Here is an 18,261-nt window from a genome sequence, read left to right on the forward strand (position 1 = left end):
TGGTTTGATGATAAACTGGGTTACATTAACACACCCTGAGTGCCTAACGCGCGCCCTAAAAGTATGAACAAAGCTGATTTAGTCCAAATAATCATTCAACAACTTGAAGATAAATTGCACGTTGCTCACGCCTCGACACAAAGAGCCATTGACGCCGCGACCGATGAAGAAACAGTGCCAGAGCACAAGTACGACACCCTAGCACTTGAAGCTTCGTATCTGGCGCACGGGCAAGCGATGCGTGTGCAAGAAAGTGAAGAAGAGCTTCGTCAGTACCGTGCTCTTGTCCTACGTGACTTTGTCGATGCTCGTATCGCGGTTGGTGCTTATGTGGAATTAGTCGACGAGAACGATGTTGAAAAAACCTTTTTTATCGGTCCTTGCTCTGGTGGACTGACTGTTAAATGGCAAGGCAAAGAGGTATTTGTACTTACTCCAAAATCTCCCCTTGGTCGTGCTTTGATTGGCAGAGAAGAAGGGGAAGAGATTGATGTGAAAATTGGTGATAAAACAAATTGTTATGAAGTCGTGACGATTTGCTGACATCGTATCCATAGTTGGTTGTTATAGTTAAGCGGAATAATCATGAAAAAAGAGAAAGTAATGAAGAAACTGCTCACACTCTCATTGTTGACCATCAGCGCCAGTGGCTATGCAGCCCAGTGTCGCGTCGATATTAACAACGAAGTTCGTATGGATGGTCAGAACTTAGAAATCGTACATACCAATGGTGAAAAAGCGGTTGTCGACGAAGACAATAACCTGTTCATTAAAGGCGAACTGATTGAGCTTGATGATGATCAGAAAGCGGCAATCGAGAATTACCGCGAGAAGATGAATGCTTATATTCCCCAAGCAAAACAACTGGCAAGTGATGGCTTAGCATTAGCGAACGACATTATTGATGACATTGCGGTCAGTCTTGATGCGCCAGACTCGTTTGATAATGTTAAAGTCGCGATAAAGGACTTCTTCGCAGATGTGGAAGCGCGTTACTACAAAGATGGTGATTTTATTCTGCCTGCTGACAGCTTTGAGTCGATGGCAGAATCGTGGTCAAAGGACTTCGAGAAGGCACAAGAAATTTTCAACAAAGAATTCCTAGCCAGCGCTTTTGATGCGTTGTCTGCCAAGATGAAAGAAGATGGTGGTTTGAATTTAACTGCACTGTCTGAAAGCATGACAGAACTGCAAGCTAAGGTACAAGAACGCCTAGCAGAGCACTCGAAAGACGTAGAGAAACAAGCGGAAGATTTGTGTGAATCACTGGATGATATGGCTGGTGAAGAACAGGATCTGCTGAAGAAAATTCCAGAGCTAAAAGACTATCAAGTCTTCACGATTTAATTTGCGAAGCAGAAACAACAAAGAGCGCCTATTATCGGCGCTCTTTTTACATGGGTACTATTCAGTATCTATTCGAGTTATTCAGCATTCATTTGAGTTAACTTGTCACCCACTGGTTTTGAGAAGTTAAAGCCATCGTGTTCATCCCAATTGATTGACCATGTCATCACACCAGCGTAGTTCGGGTAGTTGAACGCTGGTTTCACTGTGCCACATGAAGTGCCCTTGGTTAAGCAATCTAACGCATCAAGGATGTTCTGTGTTGGTGCTTGACCAGAGTTAGCTGAGCTCGGTCCCGATGGCAAGCCAATCGCGACTTGGTCATCACGCAGTGGCTCAAACATGGTGCCATCTGCTAATTCAAAGCCCTCAATCAACATCTTAGATTGCGCCACCATCATATCCACTGAGCCTTCTGGTGCCGATCCTGGTAAGTAAGGGGTTGGCAAACCACCATTGTTGTACAACTGTACGTGTAGTAGGTCGAGCGTGCTGCGCGTCTCATTGATCACTGGAATGTATGCGCCCCAGATGCCGCTGTAAGCCACATAGCCACCTTGCACGTAAGGGTGTTCTGGTGCCATGGTGAGGTACATATCGCCGCCCATGTTCTGTTCAATTTGCAACAAAGCTCGACCTAAACGCGCTTGGATTTGCGAACCATGCAGTAGGTTAGAACCACTTTCTAGATCCACATCCAAACCATCGAAGCCCCATTCGGCAATCAGTGCGGTCAGGCTCGATACAAAGTTTGCTTCATCTTGGTCGGTGTTCAGTGTAATCGTACCTTCAGCGCCACCAAGAGATAGAACAAACTTCTTACCTTTGGCTTGCAATGCAGCCATATCTTGTTTGAACTGGGTTGGATCTAATGCAGGACAATCACTATAGATGTCTCCAGAGTACAAGTTGAAATGTACGGTACCATCGCTGTTGCGGTCATTTTCTGCAAAGGCAATATCAATCACATCCCATGCATCAGACATATCAGCTAAGCGGATAGGGCAGCCTGCGCCGTTCACGAAGTTGTGCCAGTAACCAATCAACTTGTGGCGTTTCTCGGTTTTCTCGACCACGGTAATTGAAGCGGCATCAGAGAGTGCTGTTGTGCCTGAAAGGTCGGTGGTTTGAGCGCTTACCGTAAAGTTGCCTATCGCGGCTGGTGTCCAGTTCGTCGAGTAAGGTGCCGTCGTGTCTGTTGCGACAATTGCTCCGTTCACCATAAAATCGACGTGTTTAACGCCGGAGGTTAATGAGGTTGCATCCGCGCTTAGGACGAGATTTTTACCTAAACCTACGGTTTGACCTGCACTCGGTGACGTCAATGAAATCACCAAGTCTTGGTCACTCACTGTCACGTTAACAACAGACTCGGAAATATTATTATCGTTGTCTGTTGCAACGGCTTTAAGTTGATTTGTGCCAACTAGCGTTGCATTCCATAAAACGGAATATGGCGCTTGAGCGACCACGCCTAAGCTGGTGCTATTAGCAAAGAACTCAACTTGACTCACGTTACCATCTGCATCACTGGCATCTGCTGAGATCTCAACATTGCTACCAGCAAGTAAGACTTGACCTTCACTTGGTGCGGTAATAGCAACTTGAGGCGGCGTTGAGCAGGCTCCTAAGCCAGTCCACGCATCTTGCCAGTACAAACCTTCACCCGGTTCATAAGCCCAGGCTGCATCAGAAGAACACCAACCTGCAACATCACAGCGGTATTTCTGGTTGAGGTTAGAGACTAGTGTACCGACTTCATAGCGGTTACCGGCAACATAAGGCACGGCGTCTGCACAACCACCAGAGTTGGAGTCACTGACGACGAGTGAGACTTCTTGACTCATGGTCGATAGGTTTGAATCGTCGGTTGCTTGCGCTTTAAAGGTATGAGTTCCAACTGCTGCAGTCCAGACGTATTCGTACGGTGCAGTGGTATCGACGGCAACCGATTGGTTGTTTATGAAGAACTCAACTTGGGTGACTAAACCATCGCTGTCTGCTGCATCGGCGGTTACCGAAATAGTGTCACCTACACTTGGTGTTTCTGTGCCTGTTGGGTTCGTTAGAGAAACGACTGGCGGTGGTAGTTCGGTTTGTGGTTGAACGAAGATAGACACATTGGTTGTGGTTACGGCACCTTCATTGTCGGTTGCGATCGCCGTTAACTGAGAGACCCCCTCCAATGCTGTCCAGTCAGCTTGAAACGGGGATTGGGTTACAATAGCCACGGTTTGGTTCCCGGCAAGAAATTCAACTTGAGCGACTTGACCATCTTCATCTGCGGCATTGGCTAATAAGGTGATCACGCTGCCTTCTGGGATTTGCGCATTATTCGCGGGAGAAGAGAAGGACACCGTAGGAGGTAGGTTTGTACTGCCACCATCACATTGACCAAGACCTTTCCAAGCCTCCCATGGACCTGAATTGTTTACCGGATCATTACCTTGTGTCCAGTACGCCGCTTCATACGCAGCCCCTTTGGTTTGCACTTGGTCACCGGAGTTATAAACCGTTGTGTTATCCCATACAGGTAAAGTTTGGCAATTGTAGGCTTGAGCTTGATAGCTAACACTAAGGGTCGCTATCACTGCACCATGCAGTAGAGTGAACTTCATTTTTCTCTCCTTGAGTTACTCGATGTTCGCAAGAACATGAACAGATATAGTTAGATAACTAGTTGATAAATAGACCTCAGGAGAGAAAATCGAAGCGTTATGTTCCACTTTTCAACACGAAATCACGCTGAACTATTCATGCTTTACAAACCGACTCATTATTTTTCGGCTCACTTCACGCTGATTTATAAATTCATCAAAAGGACAAAAACGGATACGTGGTGAATATGAGATGTACGTGGAAATTTACAAACTGAATGTCTGCTAATTGATCCGATTGTCGAGTAATTAACCTAATCACTCTTGTTGAGTAGACGATATTGCTATAGTGTACTAGTCAGCTAGTTCATTGATATTTTGTGTGAGTGGTATGACACAACAAACTTCTTCTCAGCCTCGTGAGCATTTTGGCTCTCGCCTTGGATTCATTTTAGCGGCAGCTGGTGCTGCGGTGGGTCTAGGTAACATTTGGGGTTTTCCTACTCAAGCAGCAAGTAACGGTGGTGGTGCCTTCTTGTTGGTTTACTTGGTGATGATTCTTATCGTTGCATTTCCAATGCTGGTGGTTGAAATGGCGATCGGTCGTCATGGTCAAGCCAACCCAGTTGATAGTATGCGCTCTCTAACAGGCAACCCAATAGGCAAAAAGCTTGGTGGTCTTGTTGGTTGGATTGGTCTGAGTGTGCCAAGTGCCGTTTTGGCATTTTACTCGATTGTTGGCGGCTGGTTGATTTGCTTTATGTTGGGGGCTATTACCGACATTATGGGCATGGAGGCAGCAACACAATGGTTGAAAGGCTTCAGTGTTGAGCGCAATTTGTTTGGTACGATTACATTTTATGTATTAACCATTTTGATCGTACAAGGCGGCGTGAAGCAAGGCATTGAGAAATGGTCTACACGACTAATGCCTGCACTGTTTGTTCTATTTGGTCTGCTGTTCATCTACATCATGACGCAAAACGGTGCGATGGAAGGTTTGAAGCATTACCTAGTGCCTGATTTCGAGAAAGTATGGGATCGCAAGCTTATTCTTGCAGCAATGGGACAAGGTTTCTTCTCTCTGACCATTGGTGGCTGCTCGATGCTTATTTACGGCTCTTACTTAAGCAAGAAAGAGAACCTACCGAAGATGGCAATGAACGTAACCATGGTAGACACCGCAGTTGCCTTTATTGCGGGTCTAGTGGTGATGCCTGCGATGTTCGTTGCGATGCAAAAAGGCGTTCAAATCTACGCAGAAGATGGTTCGCTATTGAGTTCTGATACGCTGGTATTTACTGTTCTGCCATTGATGTTTGATAGCTTAGGTTTGCTTGGTCAACTGTTCTCAATCGTCTTCTTCTTACTACTGACGATTGCGGCACTGACATCATCTATCTCGATGCTTGAATGCCCAGTGGCATTGGTGGGTGAGCGATTTAACACCAAACGTAGCACGACGAGTTGGGTTTTAGGTGGTCTGATTGCGCTATTTAGTGTGGTTATCGTATTTAACTTTGGTGCTCTGTTTGGCATGGTTGCGACTATCGCAACGCAATACTTACAGCCTATGGCGGCGCTATTGTTCTGTTTATTTGGTGGTTGGGTATGGAACCGTCACTCGAAGATTAAAGAACTTGAGCAAGGCTGTCCGGAGTTCACTCAAGGTTGGTTCGGTAAGCTGTGGCCGGCATACGTGAAGTTTGTTTGTCCGATTCTGGTCGCGACAGTTATCTGGGCTTCGTTCGGCTAATCAGCTTACGCAAAGCACAAAAGAAAAGGGCTTGATGAATGCATCAAGCCCTTTTTTCTATTCGTTGCTTACGTTGTCCGTATTGGTTAGCGATTAACGGAACTGACCAGCGTCAGGCAGAAAGTCAAAGCCCGCCGTAGCTAGTTTTGCTTCAAGTGCTGCTCGGTCGATATCAAAGAATGCAACCAACTTATCCAGATCACCACCAAAGTCATCACGCAGCTTCATGTTGACGATGCTCATCAGCATGATTGGATCCATGGATTCGAAGTTCGTTAGATTCATTACTTATCCTCGAAATCAGAGATCAGTAGGTTTGCTGCAGCAAATGCTGCTTTATCACGAACGTCTTTTGGTAAAGACTCGTCAGCAGCAACATCATTTAGTGCTCTTACTGCACATGAGATTGCTTGAGGAACGTAAGCTTGATCGCCACTACCAATTTGAGCGTAAAGCTCACGAACCAAATCACAACAGCCGTATACTTGCATGGCTAAATCCTTAATAAATGATAACTGCTCTCAAATATACACATAGCCGTTTTGAAACTCAAAGCAGAGAATTGTTTTGGCTCAAATTCACAGACAACTTGAGCAAACATTCATCACTGTAATTGTGCTTCCAATTGAAGTGTGACTTCTGGAGAAAGATTGAGCTGCTTCGCAAGCTCTTGTAAGTAGGCTTTTTCCATAAAGTTTTGTTCATCTGCCACAATCAATGACGCGAGATAAATTTCTGATGCTTGTTGCGGTGATGTTGCCAAGCGCGCAATTTCTGCAGGATCAAGAGGCTTGTGAAGTTCTCGATGAACCAGTTGTCTTACGTGTTCGTCCGCGCCCATCTCTGTCAGGGCTTGTTCGATACGAGCCATTTCTTGTTCATCGACATGACCATCAGCTTTGGCTGCACCAATCATGGCTTTAAGGATCAGTTTCGCGTGTTTGTTGTCATCAGGATCGAAGGTTTCGTTGACGCCTTGCGTATCCTGCTTCGCTTGCCAATCGTTGTAGACTTTGTAAGCCAGAGCACCTAACGCCGCTGCGCCACCGACTTTTAGAGCTCCAGTGCCCACTTTCTTCGCCATCTTTTTGCTTTTCTTAGAGCCCATTAGCATGCCGATAAGACCGCCACCAATTGCGCCCGCACCAAGTGTTTTCAGTTGGTTAGAGCTCGATGAAGATTTGATATTGTTAGTTTGTTTACCAAGAGCATCGGCGCCTTGCTTGAGTAGGTCTGATTTGAGCGCTTGGTTAAGAAGACTTTTTAGATCCATGAGTGACCTCCTTACTAGATTAAATCCAGTGTAAGGTGATGAATCTGAACCAAAGATTAACAACGCAAATATCAGAGAGGGTCTATACCCATAAAAACAGACGTAAAAAAGGGCTGACCGAAGCCAACCCTTTTCATCGCTATGTATTCAGCACAATGTGCTTAGTGCAGCTTATTGAAGTTGAGCTTTAACGTGCTCAACGATGTCTGCCATTGCAACTGCGGTTTTCTCACCAGTGCGGCGGTTCTTATACTCGAAGTTGCCTTCTTTCATTGAACGATCGCCGATCACGATAGTGTGAGGAATACCGATAAGTTCCATATCAGAGAACATTACGCCTGGGCGCTCTTTACGGTCATCGAATAGTACTTCGATACCCATAGCCGTCAGTTCAGCGTACAGCTTCTCAGCCGCTTCTTTCACTTCTTCAGACTTGTGCATGTTCATAGGAACGATAGCTACTTGGAAAGGCGCTAGTGCGTCTGGCCAAATGATGCCGTATTTGTCGTGGTTTTGCTCAATTGCAGAAGCAACAACACGTGAAACACCGATACCATAGCAACCCATTTCTAGGATTACGTTTTTACCGTCAGAACCAAGAACACCACAGTTCATTGCTTCTGAATAAACATTACCTAGTTGGAAGATGTGACCAACTTCGATACCACGCTTAAGCATTAGCGTGCCTTGACCACATGGGCTTGGATCGCCTTCTACTACGTTACGCAGATCTTCAACTTGACCTAGTTCAACGTCACGACCCCAGTTGATACCGAAGTAGTGTTTGCCGTCGATGTTTGCACCCGCGCCGAAGTCGCTCATTACAGCAACAGAGCGGTCAGCGATGAATGGCAGCTTAAGACCTACAGGGCCTAGAGAACCAGCGCCAGCACCGATAAGTGCACGCATTTCCTCTTCTGATGCCATCTCTAGTGGAGAAGCAACTTGAGGTAGGTTTTCTGCTTTCACTTCGTTTAGCTCGTGGTCACCACGAACGATAAGAGCGATGATGTCAGCATCAACTTCGTCAGACGCTTTCACGAATAGAGTTTTAACCGTCTTCTCGATTGGTAGACCGTGCTGCTCTACAAGTTCAGCGATTGTTTTCGCGTTTGGTGTATCAACCAGTGTCATCTCTTGAGTTGGCTCTGCGCGATCACCTGCAGGCGCTGCTGCTTCTGCTTTTTCAATGTTCGCTGCGTAATCAGACTCAGTAGAGAATGCGATTAGGTCTTCGCCGCTTTCAGCAAGTACGTGGAACTCTTGAGAGCCGCTACCACCGATAGCGCCAGAGTCAGCAAGTACTGGACGGTACTCAAGACCCATGCGATCGAATGCTTTACAGTAAGCATCGTGCATCGCTTGGTAAGATTTCTCTAGACCTTCTTTGTCGATGTCGAAGCTGTATGCATCCATCATGCAGAATTCACGTGCACGCATTACGCCGAAACGTGGGCGACGCTCATCACGGAATTTAGTCTGGATTTGGTACAGGTTTAGCGGAAGCTGTTTGTAAGAGCTCACTTCGTTACGCACAAGGCTAGTGATCACTTCTTCAGCTGTAGGGCTAAGAACAAACGGACGAGTATGACGGTCAGTAAAGCGAAGTAGCTCAGGACCCATCTTCTCAGAACGACCTGTCTCTTCCCATAGTTCAAACGGCTGAACAACGGGCATCAAAGTTTCGACTGCACCTGCATTGTCGATTTCTTGACGAACGATGTTTTCGACTTTACGCAGCACACGTAGACCAGTAGGCAGCCAGGTGTAAAGACCTGAAGCCAGCTTACGGATCATACCCGCGCGTAGCATGAGCTGGTGGCTCACTACTTCTGCGTCGTTTGGAGTCTCCTTCAGAGTAGAAAGAAGATAATTACTGGTACGCATTAAATTTATCCGTTTATTAAAGTTAGATACTCAAGCCAGAATGGGCAGGAGTATGAAGGTCCCACGAGGGGAAAATTGTTAGCCGCCTATAATATCAGCCAAATGCCTTTGTCAAAAGCTTTCAATCGCAGTAACTGTTATTAAGTTATCGCTAACCGTGAACTTGACGTTTAAATCGAACAAATTTACCGCATATTCCTTGCTGTCAGGCTTGTTTTTCTTGTAAGCCGGACGAGGATCTTGTGCCAGAACTTGCTCGAGAACTGTTTTCACATACCCAGTATCGTTACGCTTTTCGAGTGTTTCCAGTGCAATGGAAGAGAAGTCTACCTGAGATGTTTCAGGCTCTTCTTCTGCGTAACCACCCTGTGCTTCTGTAATCGAATCCGAGTAAGGGATATATGGCTTAATATCGATAATTGGTGTGCCATCGACTAGGTCTACGTTACCAAGATCTAAATAGATCTGGTCGCCTTTCTTACTGATACCTTTGACCTCCACTGCGGACATGCCGATACCGTTGGGTCTGAAGGTAGAACGTGAAGCAAACACGCCAATACGTTCGTTTCCGCCCAAACGAGGGGGACGTACCGTCGGCTTCCATCCTGCTTCTAAATTCTGATCAAACAAAAACAGTAACCATACGTGAGAAAATTGCTCTAATCCACGCACGGCTTCGGGGCTATTTGCCGCACCTTGTAGTTTAACGCGCGAGCGTGCTGCGGGTACCAAACGAGGCTGGCGAGGAACGGCGAATTTCTCTTTATAAGGGCTTTCGATAATGCCAATCGGCTCAATGGAATACATGAGTAGGATCTTTAACTGGGGTTTAAAGAGCAAAGTATCACAAATTTTGCTTGCTTTTCTTGTTGAGAATGATTATTAATTAAAATGTTATAACATAACAGTTAATCAAAAGGACAAGTTATATGAAACCAGGTATCCATCCTGAATATCGACCTGTGGTATTTCATGATACTAGCGTAGATGAATATTTTGTTGTGGGTTCAACGTTGCAAACCGACCGAACGATTGAATGGAAAGATGGCAAAACTTACCCATATTTCACACTCGATGTATCGTCTGCGTCTCATCCGTTCTATACCGGGAAGCAACGTGTAGTACAAGCAGAAGGTCGTATTGCGAACTTCAATCGTCGTTTTGGGCAATTTGGCAAAGATAAGGATTAAGAGATGAAAGTCGTTAAGTCATTAAAGAGTGCAAAAAACCGCCACCCTGATTGTCAAATCGTCAAAAGAAGAGGGCGTTTATACGTGATTTGCAAAACGAATCCACGTTTTAAGGCGGTGCAGAAATAACCATAAATATGGTAGTAATTTATGGAATGCGATGAGTTATAATTCTGATTTATGATCTATATGTGGGTGATATAACTATATTTTTGTCGATTATAGGTCATAAGTTCGACTATTCGTTACATTCTGTAACGTTTTGAACTTTCACTTAACCCTTGTGTCGAGTACCCTGCGCAAGCTTTGTGACATTTTTGTCACAAACGCGCAGGAATAAATACAAGGAGGGAACAGATGAGTTCATCTGCTTCAATGAAACAAAACTCGCCAAAGAAGCCACTATTTACGCGCTTCTTAGATACAGTTGAATATTTGGGGAACCTATTACCCCACCCAATCACACTTTTCGCCATTTTCTGTCTTGCAATCCTAGTTATGTCCGGCATTGCTGGTTACTTTGAAGTTTCCGTTGTTGATCCTCGCCCTGAAGGTGCTCCGGGTCGCGCTGCAGATGGCATGATCCAAGTTGTAAGTTTGCTAAATGCTGAAGGTTTACAACTGATTGTAACTAACCTAGTGAAAAACTTCGTAGGCTTCGCACCGTTAGGTACCGTACTGGTTGCGATGCTTGGTGTTGCCATTGCAGAACATTCTGGTCTACTTTCTGCTGCAATGCGCGGTCTTGTAATGGGCGCATCTCAGCGCATGGTTACAGTAACGGTTGTTTTCGCTGGTATCATTTCAAACACGGCTTCTGAGCTTGGCTACGTGGTACTGATTCCACTAGCGGCGATGCTGTTCCACTCTTTAGGTCGTCATCCACTTGCTGGTCTAGCCGCTGCGTTTGCTGGTGTATCTGGCGGCTATTCTGCCAACCTACTTATCGGTACGGTTGACCCTCTGTTGTCTGGTATTACTGAAACAGCAGCGCAGATGATTGACCCAACTTACACCGTTGGTCCAGAAGTAAACTGGTACTTCATGTTTGTTTCTACCTTCTTCATCGCGATTACAGGCGCATTTGTAACTGAAAAAATCGTTGAGCCAAAACTTGGCAAATACAATGATGAAGAAGCGGCAGAAGACCTATCTCAAGATAAAATGGGTGGTTTGACTGACGTAGAGAAGAAAGGTCTTAAGCTGGCGGGTATCGCAGTACTGGTCGTTTCTGCACTACTGGCATGGACTATTGTTCCGGCTGATGGTGTTCTGCGTTCTGATGCAGGTACGGTTGCGGGCTCTCCATTCCTAAAGAGTATTGTTGCGTTTATCTTTGTTTTCTTTGCAGTACCAGGCTTTGTTTATGGTCGCGTTGTAGGCACTATGAAGAATGATCGCGATGTGATTGATGCAATGTCGAAGTCAATGTCTTCAATGGGTATGTACATTGTTTTGGTATTCTTCGCCGCTCAATTTGTTGCTTTCTTCAAGTGGACAAACTTCGGTCAGGTATTTGCGGTTGCGGGCGCAAGCTTCCTGCAGGAAATTGGTCTAACTGGTCCAATGTTGTTCTTCGCCTTCATCCTAATGTGTGGCTTCATCAACTTGATGATTGGTTCGGCATCAGCACAGTGGGCAGTAACAGCGCCAATCTTCGTACCTATGTTGATGCTGGTGGGCTACGCACCTGAAACTATTCAAGCGGCTTACCGTATTGGTGACTCAACAACGAACATCATTACACCGATGATGAGCTACTTCGGTCTTATCCTCGCGGTAGCCACACGCTACATGAAGAACTTAGGTATCGGTACGCTGATTGCGACCATGCTACCTTACTCAATTGTCTTCATTGTTGGCTGGAGCGTTCTATTCTACCTATGGGTATTCGTATTCGGTCTACCAGTAGGTCCAGGTGCGGCAACGTACTACACGCCTTAACTAGAAGCTTCACTCAGCTCAATCAAAGCCTGCGTTTATCGCAGGCTTTTGTCTACTTATAGCCCTGCAAAACGATACGTCAGCCCGAGTTCAAATGACCAACCGACATCACGCTGAATCAAAGGACTCTCACTATCATGATGAATGAATTCAGCCTTTGTAATGCCTATCCAAGATGGTGTGAACTCATACAAACCAATAACTCCGGCTTGATAAACAAAAGTAGAATCGGCCTTAAATTCTTTTAGTCCTGATGCTGCCGCTTCTTGTGCTGAAACACTGTACAGATGGTTAGAGAGTTTTTTATCTCGGTAATCGACTTCTAGAAAGGGGGTGAGGGTAAACGGTGGTAACCAAGTTTCTAGCGTTCGACCGAGATGCAGTTGAACTTCGTAGCCATTATGTTCTGAGGTGACATCATGCAGATAAGTCAATCTCGCGCCAACAGTGCCTAAAGTAATACCAAGTTCACCATTCCCATCACGATCGTCAATACCGTTTGGCAGATCGGCAAACGTATCGGAGACTTCCGCGAAGCGCCAGTTTGCTGATAGCCCCACATAAGGTAACGCTTGCCAGTTTGCTAAGCTACCATCGACAAAACCGATAGGACCGGAATAGAACAAGTTAGGGGTGGCACCAAACTGAGGCTTGTCTTTGACGGAAAAGACGTTTTCGCCATAGGTAACGCTGCCTCCCACAATGCCAAAAGATTCTTGATTGGCAAGTGAAGTGGCAGAGACAAAAAGTAATGATAGGGGAAGGACGATCCGTGCATTCATAAATAAAACTCCATTCTTGTTATAACTACAGAGAACGGAGTTTTCGGATTTATATTTCATTGGTGAATTATTACAACGGAGAAGTAGGTGTTGCTTGACGTTTGATAAGGAGTCAACTGAAGAGCGTGCCTCACTTCTTCGTTTGAACTGGCGAGACCATTTCCTCACTTGATAACCTGTTTTGATGGAAAGACATTATGAAGGCAATTCTTCACCATTCCACTCTATATCAACAGTCGAAGCCGCAGCCAATTTCACTTTGTTCTTCCTTGCTAATTGAAGCAGTTCAAAAACGCTTAACATTTGGCTCCTGATCGGTAAGTTGTGTTGCTGCATTACGTTGACGCCAGATAGCCAACCCCGCCAAGTATTTGTTTTAAAGAGAGATAATAAGCCTTGTGCGATGAGCGAAACCGCACCTAGATGGTGTAACTGCGGTTTTGTAGGAAAAGAGAACGCAAGTTCGGGAAACAATTGAATACATTGCGGTGAGAGCAGGTGTAAACCACTAGTGGCTCTTGGGTTGCACTCGATTATATATAACTTATTGTTTGTCTTGATAAAATCGAATGAAACTTGACCATGGTAGCGATGCCGGTGTCCAAAAGCAGTCATAAATGCATCTAATCGATCATCAAATACTGGTTGAAATGCACTAGCGGCAGAGCCATTTACGCAGTTTTTGGGTAAATAAGCTTGGTGCGCTCTCATTTGACCATGTTCAAAAATCGCGTAGTTGCAAATAGGTGCTCCGTGGATTTTTTCTTGCTGTACCCAAGGGTGTTGAGTCGACATCGTGAGAGTGGAAATAGACTGACGGGTAATATCTCGTATCACTTCACCGCCGAATCGAGAGTAAACCGGTTTGAGTACTGAGCCAGCATCAATCTCAATGTCATGTTTATCGGTAACCAAACGAGTTTTAGGTAGGAAAATCTCGGGTAAATCTCGAAGTTGGTCAAAGACGGTAAACTTGTTGTGCAGTGAGCGCAGTAATGTCGAATTGGGTAGAAAAAAATGGACTCTCGGACACTGTTGGGCGATGTGTGCCAAATAGTACACTTCTTCACAAGTCGGTATCACCATATCAATGCGCTGCTGAGTTAGTAAATTGAGGATCTGTTGCTGGTAAGTAGGAAACGAAAATCGAGGTGAAGCCGTTTTTACGTAATGCTCAATGCCTCGTAAAAACGCCCCCAGAGGTTGTGCTAATGAATCAGTGAGAACGACATCGTGTCCATGGTTCATACACATTGCTGCCCACTCTAATGCGACGGGGGCTCGGGCGCCAGTGATTAAAATCCGCATGTATTCACCACTCGTCGTTGTTTGTTCATCGGAGTCCAAATTGGAGCGGAGCGATAATTGAATGTGACTGGATCAAGCTTTAGTTGATCAAACAGTTTTACTAGGGCTCGATAAATGCTCGGGTGGTGGTAAACATCCGCCTCGATTTGAATAGCTTGCGCTCCGGTTTGGGTGATTCGGTAATCGACACGATCCTGAATTTCTAAAGTGATGGATCGGTAAATAAGATCAGGCAGCACCGACACTGGTACTTGGCTTGCGTTCAATGTTAGGCAGTCGCCACATCGCCCGGCAATGGCTCCGAGTGGTTCAAATACGCCGTCGTCCTGTTTGCTCTCAATGATATCGTCAAGCTGGTAGCGAATAATTGGCTGAGTTTTACGACGAAAATCAGTGATTATAGGGCTGTAATGAGTGCGTTCAGCGTTTAGCCAATGTTTTTCAATATAGACAATATCTTGATTCCATCGCATTTGTCCTTGTTGGTCCGTGCACGCAAGAAAACCTTCAGTACATTGATAGACTTCATGCAATTCACTATCGAATTTTTGAGAAATATAGTGACGGTCGCTCTCGGTTAGCACCTCTGCTCCAGAAATGATCCGCTTTGGCTGGATCGCTGGCTGACCAAACTGACCACTGAATTGAGCACAGAGTTGAAGGGCTTGAGCGCTACCAACCAAAAGCGTGGGTTGAAACTCATCTAGTTCCTTTATCCACTCTTGGTAAGGTTTGTTTAAATCAGCATAAAAGAACGTAACAGGACCTTTTGCTACGGATTTATACAACGGGCTGTTGGCTCGCAGGGCAAGAGCAATTCGATGTTTTCCCCACAAGCCGGGTAAGAGGCGACCCAAAATGTTGCCTGCCCAGAGTTGCGTTTCTTGTTTATCCGCGAGGAACAATCCACGCATACCAGAGGTGCCCGAAGACAATCCAACAGTTACATTGCCAACTTTTGAAGCTGCGAAATTACGTGATTGTTCTGCCTCTAACGCCTGTTGCATTAATGAGTTTGCATCCAAACCTTTTGTGTTTAACTCAGAAAGATTTTCCATCATGGTTTGCTTATTCATGATTGGGAAATCACAGAGTGACGCTCCTTGAAATGAATGATAATAAGGAGAATGACGACACACCCAATCCAGATGTTGTGTTATCTGTTTTTGTTGCCACTTTTCAACATGTGTTCTTGAGCTAAAAGGGCGGTAGCGTGTACGCCAAAACTCAGAGAGAAAAGTTCTCACACTATCCATCCTTCTGTAATTAACTGCTGGATTGTCGCTTGGCAATGAGAAGGCACAAAGCGCACAAAGTGATGGGTATTCTGGTAGCAATTTCTCAACTCAGAGAGTGTTTGTTTGTAAGCTTGGGTATCATCGCAAAGCATGTTCGCGAGCCAATGTTGATCGATGTTTTCACTCAAGCTCTCGATTAACCAACAGGCATCTGCTAATAAGAACAGCCAACCTTGCTCTCTCTTCGCTAAAAGCCCTACTTGACCAGCTGCATGCCCGGGTAAACTCACCATATAAATTAAGCCGTCGTTGAACATATCTTTACAAAGCAGAGCAACGCCTTGGCAATGGGGAAGGATTTCACCAATTGGTATGGAAAAATCACGGTGCATGACCAAGTTGGATTCGAGTTGTTGAGGGAGTAGCGCTTTTAGGTATCCTTTTTTTACGCCTCCCACTCGACCACTCTTAGTTAGGGCGTCCACTCCTTTTTGTTGGCAATGTAGTTGAGAGTGCGCAAACTCAGACACGGCAGCGATGTGATCGGCATGGAAATGAGAAAGAACCAAGTGTTCAATCTCATGAGGTCCGATTTTCTCTTTTGCTAACTGAGCCACAATTCCGTGCTCTTTTTGATAGTGACATGGGGTTGTCCAAGCATAAAAGCGTTCAGGGAAGGGGCGAGTGGCACGAAAAAAATGCTCGTGATACCCCGTGTCAAACAGAATGTTACCTTGAGTTGGGTGTTGAATTAACGCGACAGCCGCTGGAAACGATCTTGGTTTTAACCCAGAGCCGGGCTTGACGACAAAACCAGGGTGTACGCAGTGCCCAGCCTCAAAGATTTTTATTTTTAGACCAGTCTGCATACTGTTGGATTCCTTCTTGAACTGAAAAAAGTGGTTGGTAATTCAGCTTTTGTTGCGCCTTACTGATATCTAGAGTTTGGTGATAGTTAAATAGCCCTGCGCTGTATGAAGTGAGCTTTGGCTCCGGTTGGTGTGGTAAGCGCATCCGTATTTGCTCACTGAGTTTTAATAACGGCAACACAAAGCGGTATGGGAGTGATGTTAATTTAACGTTTATGTCCAATGCTTCACATAAAGCTCTTAGCACGGTCTCAATCGGCATTGGCTCATTATTGGATATATTGAAGATGTCACCATGTTGAAGTTGTTCCGCTTTAGAACAAGCAAGCATGGCAGCATGGGCAACATTATCGACATAAGTCAGATCAACAACCGGATTTCGCCCGGATGGCAGAAGTAGTGTGTCGTTTTTTATCGCTTTAAGTACCCTTGGGATAATCGCGCGATCGTTCGGACCGAAAATACCACGAGGTCTTAAAATGATTGTTTTGCTGTGCCCTTGTATGGCTTCAAGTTCAGATAAGTATTTAGTGTGCGCGTAATCATTACACCAACGCGAAGCAATATCGTCTGTTTCTCGGATGTTCCATCTGTCTTTGTGGTCAAAATAGACGCTGGTGGAGGAGATATGGATAAAACGTGGTACCTGATGTGCATTCGCTGCGCAGATAAGGTTTTTTGTGGCATCTACATTGGATTGATAAAATGCTTCCCACTTACCCCAAGGGCTTGAGAGTGCAGCGCAATGGATGATCCCATCCATACCTTGGCATACGTCATGAACCGCTGATTTATCCTCTAAATTGATTAAATGCGGTGTGACATTGAGTTGGTCTGTGAGTTGTTTTGCGATGACAGTATTTCGCGCAGTAAAGTGCAGTTCATCTTGCTGGTGAAACATTCGTAGAATCGCACTGCCCAGCATACCACTGCCACCTGTGACTAATATTCTCATAATTTAAGTACGCCCATCCCCAACGAGAGCCCAGCAGCAGTGCCCGCCAATAACACATGTTTCCCTTGTGTGCCTGGTTGGTTGCGTAGCCAGTGCAAATTTATCGGCAGTGACGCAGCGACTTGGTTACCCAAAGTAGAAAAGTGATTAACGGTTTTCTCTTTCGGTAAACCGACAAGTGAGGGTAACTTCTTTAAACCGTGAGCACTTGCTTGGTGTGGAAGAAAGTAGTCAATATCGCGAAGAGTGACTGGAGAGGAGCCAAAGCCTTTTTCAAGAAACGCTGGCAAAGTTTTGCGCACATGTTTAAACAGTGCTTTGCCTTCCATCTCAAATTGGCAGTTTTTCAAATAGGCTTGATGCTCTGAAGTATGCGGGTTGATATGACTGCCTCCCCCCTTAATTTGACAGAATGAATACCCAGCGTGATGCGTTTCAAAGTGGCTTGTGATCAGCCCTTCATTCTCTGTTTGCTCTAGTAAAAACGCTGCTGCACCATCGGCAAATAAGGTCGCAACTTCAGGTTTGAGTGTGAAGCTGCGATTCAGTGTGATGCCCGTAGCGAGCTCACTGGTGACAATAATAATACGTTGGTAGCGTTTTGCTATGAAAAGGTTCTGAGCAAGATTGAGAGCTGAGAGAAAAGACAAACAGGTACTGTTTAAATCAAAACTTTCTAGCGATGTCGGGGCGTCTAATGCAGCTAAAACTGCTGAAGCATCATAAGGTAAAGCCTGATGATGTGTGCCACTGGCATAAATAAGGAGGTCAACAGAACTTAGCGAGTGTGTGTTGCCGAGACATTGCATTATCGCTTGCATTGCCATATATACAGCGGTTTCTTTCGTGCTGGCTACATGACGATATTCAACATCAAATTTGTTTCGACAAGTCCCTGAGGGTAATTTTAGGAAGCGATCCATCTCCCGATCTGACCATTGATTGACTGGCAGATAGCTTCCACTGGAAAGGATATTAAAGCCCATTATTTTCTACAAAGTTATTAAAAACGCCGTTCAAAATAATTTAAGTTGCATATTGGGTCTATATCGAAAAGGTTAAAAAAATAAGTGAGACAATGCGAATGGGAGCGATAACACGCTTTGTTTGCAAGA

At 45.2% G+C, this 18,261-nt stretch carries 18 protein-coding genes; 6 read left to right on the plus strand and 12 right to left on the minus strand.

Going from position 1 to position 18,261, the window contains the following annotated elements; translation table 11 throughout:
* Window positions 1-63: 63 nt before the first annotated feature.
* Both OH463_RS14140 and OH463_RS14145 read left to right on the plus strand, forming a co-directional pair.
* Entirely contained in the window at window positions 64-543 is a 480-nt protein-coding gene (locus tag OH463_RS14140; RefSeq protein ID WP_005446230.1) for a GreA/GreB family elongation factor, read from the plus strand.
* Window positions 544-603: 60 nt separating this feature from the next.
* Window positions 604-1,347, plus strand: a complete 744-nt coding sequence (locus OH463_RS14145) for a YggN family protein (protein ID WP_009698656.1) — start codon at window positions 604-606, stop codon at window positions 1,345-1,347.
* A gap of 77 nt (window positions 1,348-1,424) precedes the next feature.
* Here OH463_RS14145 and OH463_RS14150 read toward each other — a convergent pair whose 3' ends face one another.
* Window positions 1,425-3,965: an Ig-like domain-containing protein gene (locus OH463_RS14150; RefSeq protein WP_269991508.1), complete on the minus strand. Its 2,541-nt coding sequence runs from the start codon at window positions 3,963-3,965 to the stop codon at window positions 1,425-1,427.
* A 370-nt stretch (window positions 3,966-4,335) separates the two neighbouring features.
* Here OH463_RS14150 and OH463_RS14155 point away from each other — a divergent pair, with 370 nt between their 5' ends.
* Window positions 4,336-5,700, plus strand: a complete 1,365-nt coding sequence (locus OH463_RS14155; protein WP_005446225.1) for a sodium-dependent transporter — start codon at window positions 4,336-4,338, stop codon at window positions 5,698-5,700.
* A 93-nt stretch (window positions 5,701-5,793) separates the two neighbouring features.
* Here the strand turns inward: OH463_RS14155 and OH463_RS14160 are convergent, their stop codons facing one another.
* The 5 genes from OH463_RS14160 to tsaA all read right to left on the minus strand — a co-directional run bounded on the left by OH463_RS14160 (window position 5,794) and on the right by tsaA (window position 9,667).
* The gene (locus OH463_RS14160) at window positions 5,794-5,985 is read right to left on the minus strand and encodes a DUF4250 domain-containing protein (protein WP_009698654.1); all 192 of its coding nucleotides are present in this window, start codon (window positions 5,983-5,985) and stop codon (window positions 5,794-5,796) included.
* The gene (locus OH463_RS14165) at window positions 5,985-6,191 is read right to left on the minus strand and encodes a YaeP family protein (RefSeq protein WP_005446221.1); all 207 of its coding nucleotides are present in this window, start codon (window positions 6,189-6,191) and stop codon (window positions 5,985-5,987) included. The genes OH463_RS14160 and OH463_RS14165 overlap by 1 nt, the downstream gene beginning before the upstream one ends.
* A gap of 113 nt (window positions 6,192-6,304) precedes the next feature.
* Complete coding sequence (locus tag OH463_RS14170; RefSeq protein ID WP_005446219.1) at window positions 6,305-6,973, minus strand: tellurite resistance TerB family protein; 669 nt, start codon at window positions 6,971-6,973, stop codon at window positions 6,305-6,307.
* A 171-nt stretch (window positions 6,974-7,144) separates the two neighbouring features.
* Entirely contained in the window at window positions 7,145-8,860 is a 1,716-nt protein-coding gene (locus OH463_RS14175) for a proline--tRNA ligase (protein WP_269991509.1), read from the minus strand.
* Between the two features lie 111 nt (window positions 8,861-8,971).
* Window positions 8,972-9,667 (minus strand): tRNA (N6-threonylcarbamoyladenosine(37)-N6)-methyltransferase TrmO, encoded by a 696-nt coding sequence (tsaA, locus tag OH463_RS14180; protein WP_009698652.1) that lies wholly within the window; start codon window positions 9,665-9,667, stop codon window positions 8,972-8,974.
* 122 nt (window positions 9,668-9,789) lie between these two features.
* On the opposite strand from tsaA, the gene OH463_RS14185 reads away from it, so the two are divergent.
* The 3 genes from OH463_RS14185 (at window position 9,790) to OH463_RS14195 (ending at window position 11,994) form a co-directional block, all read left to right on the plus strand.
* Entirely contained in the window at window positions 9,790-10,050 is a 261-nt protein-coding gene (locus tag OH463_RS14185) for a type B 50S ribosomal protein L31 (protein ID WP_005446212.1), read from the plus strand.
* 3 nt (window positions 10,051-10,053) lie between these two features.
* Window positions 10,054-10,179, plus strand: coding sequence for a type B 50S ribosomal protein L36 (gene ykgO / locus OH463_RS14190; RefSeq protein WP_004744821.1), 126 nt, complete (start codon window positions 10,054-10,056; stop codon window positions 10,177-10,179).
* Window positions 10,180-10,407: 228 nt separating this feature from the next.
* Window positions 10,408-11,994 carry an AbgT family transporter gene (locus OH463_RS14195; protein WP_005446209.1) on the plus strand — a complete coding sequence of 529 codons (1,587 nt, stop codon included), beginning with the start codon at window positions 10,408-10,410 and terminating at the stop codon, window positions 11,992-11,994.
* Window positions 11,995-12,050: 56 nt separating this feature from the next.
* Here OH463_RS14195 and OH463_RS14200 read toward each other — a convergent pair whose 3' ends face one another.
* From OH463_RS14200 to OH463_RS14225, 6 genes are all read right to left on the minus strand, one after another.
* Window positions 12,051-12,776 carry a MipA/OmpV family protein gene (locus OH463_RS14200; protein WP_017817744.1) on the minus strand — a complete coding sequence of 242 codons (726 nt, stop codon included), beginning with the start codon at window positions 12,774-12,776 and terminating at the stop codon, window positions 12,051-12,053.
* Between the two features lie 195 nt (window positions 12,777-12,971).
* Window positions 12,972-14,084, minus strand: a complete 1,113-nt coding sequence (locus OH463_RS14205) for an ATP-grasp domain-containing protein (RefSeq protein WP_269991510.1) — start codon at window positions 14,082-14,084, stop codon at window positions 12,972-12,974.
* Window positions 14,072-15,340 carry a F390 synthetase-related protein gene (locus OH463_RS14210; RefSeq protein WP_269991511.1) on the minus strand — a complete coding sequence of 423 codons (1,269 nt, stop codon included), beginning with the start codon at window positions 15,338-15,340 and terminating at the stop codon, window positions 14,072-14,074. The genes OH463_RS14205 and OH463_RS14210 overlap by 13 nt, the downstream gene beginning before the upstream one ends.
* A complete protein-coding gene (locus tag OH463_RS14215) occupies window positions 15,328-16,191 on the minus strand; it encodes an MBL fold metallo-hydrolase (RefSeq protein ID WP_269991512.1) in 864 nt (287 codons plus the stop codon). Before OH463_RS14215 ends, OH463_RS14210 begins: the two co-directional genes overlap by 13 nt.
* Window positions 16,160-17,146 carry an NAD-dependent epimerase/dehydratase family protein gene (locus OH463_RS14220; RefSeq protein ID WP_269991513.1) on the minus strand — a complete coding sequence of 329 codons (987 nt, stop codon included), beginning with the start codon at window positions 17,144-17,146 and terminating at the stop codon, window positions 16,160-16,162. The genes OH463_RS14215 and OH463_RS14220 overlap by 32 nt, the downstream gene beginning before the upstream one ends.
* Entirely contained in the window at window positions 17,143-18,132 is a 990-nt protein-coding gene (locus tag OH463_RS14225; protein WP_026138228.1) for a ketoacyl-ACP synthase III, read from the minus strand. Before OH463_RS14225 ends, OH463_RS14220 begins: the two co-directional genes overlap by 4 nt.
* Between the last annotated feature and the right edge of the window lie 129 nt (window positions 18,133-18,261).

The sequence above is a fragment of the Vibrio sp. NFR genome (assembly GCF_027587095.1).
GTDB lineage: Bacteria > Pseudomonadota > Gammaproteobacteria > Enterobacterales > Vibrionaceae > Vibrio > Vibrio harveyi.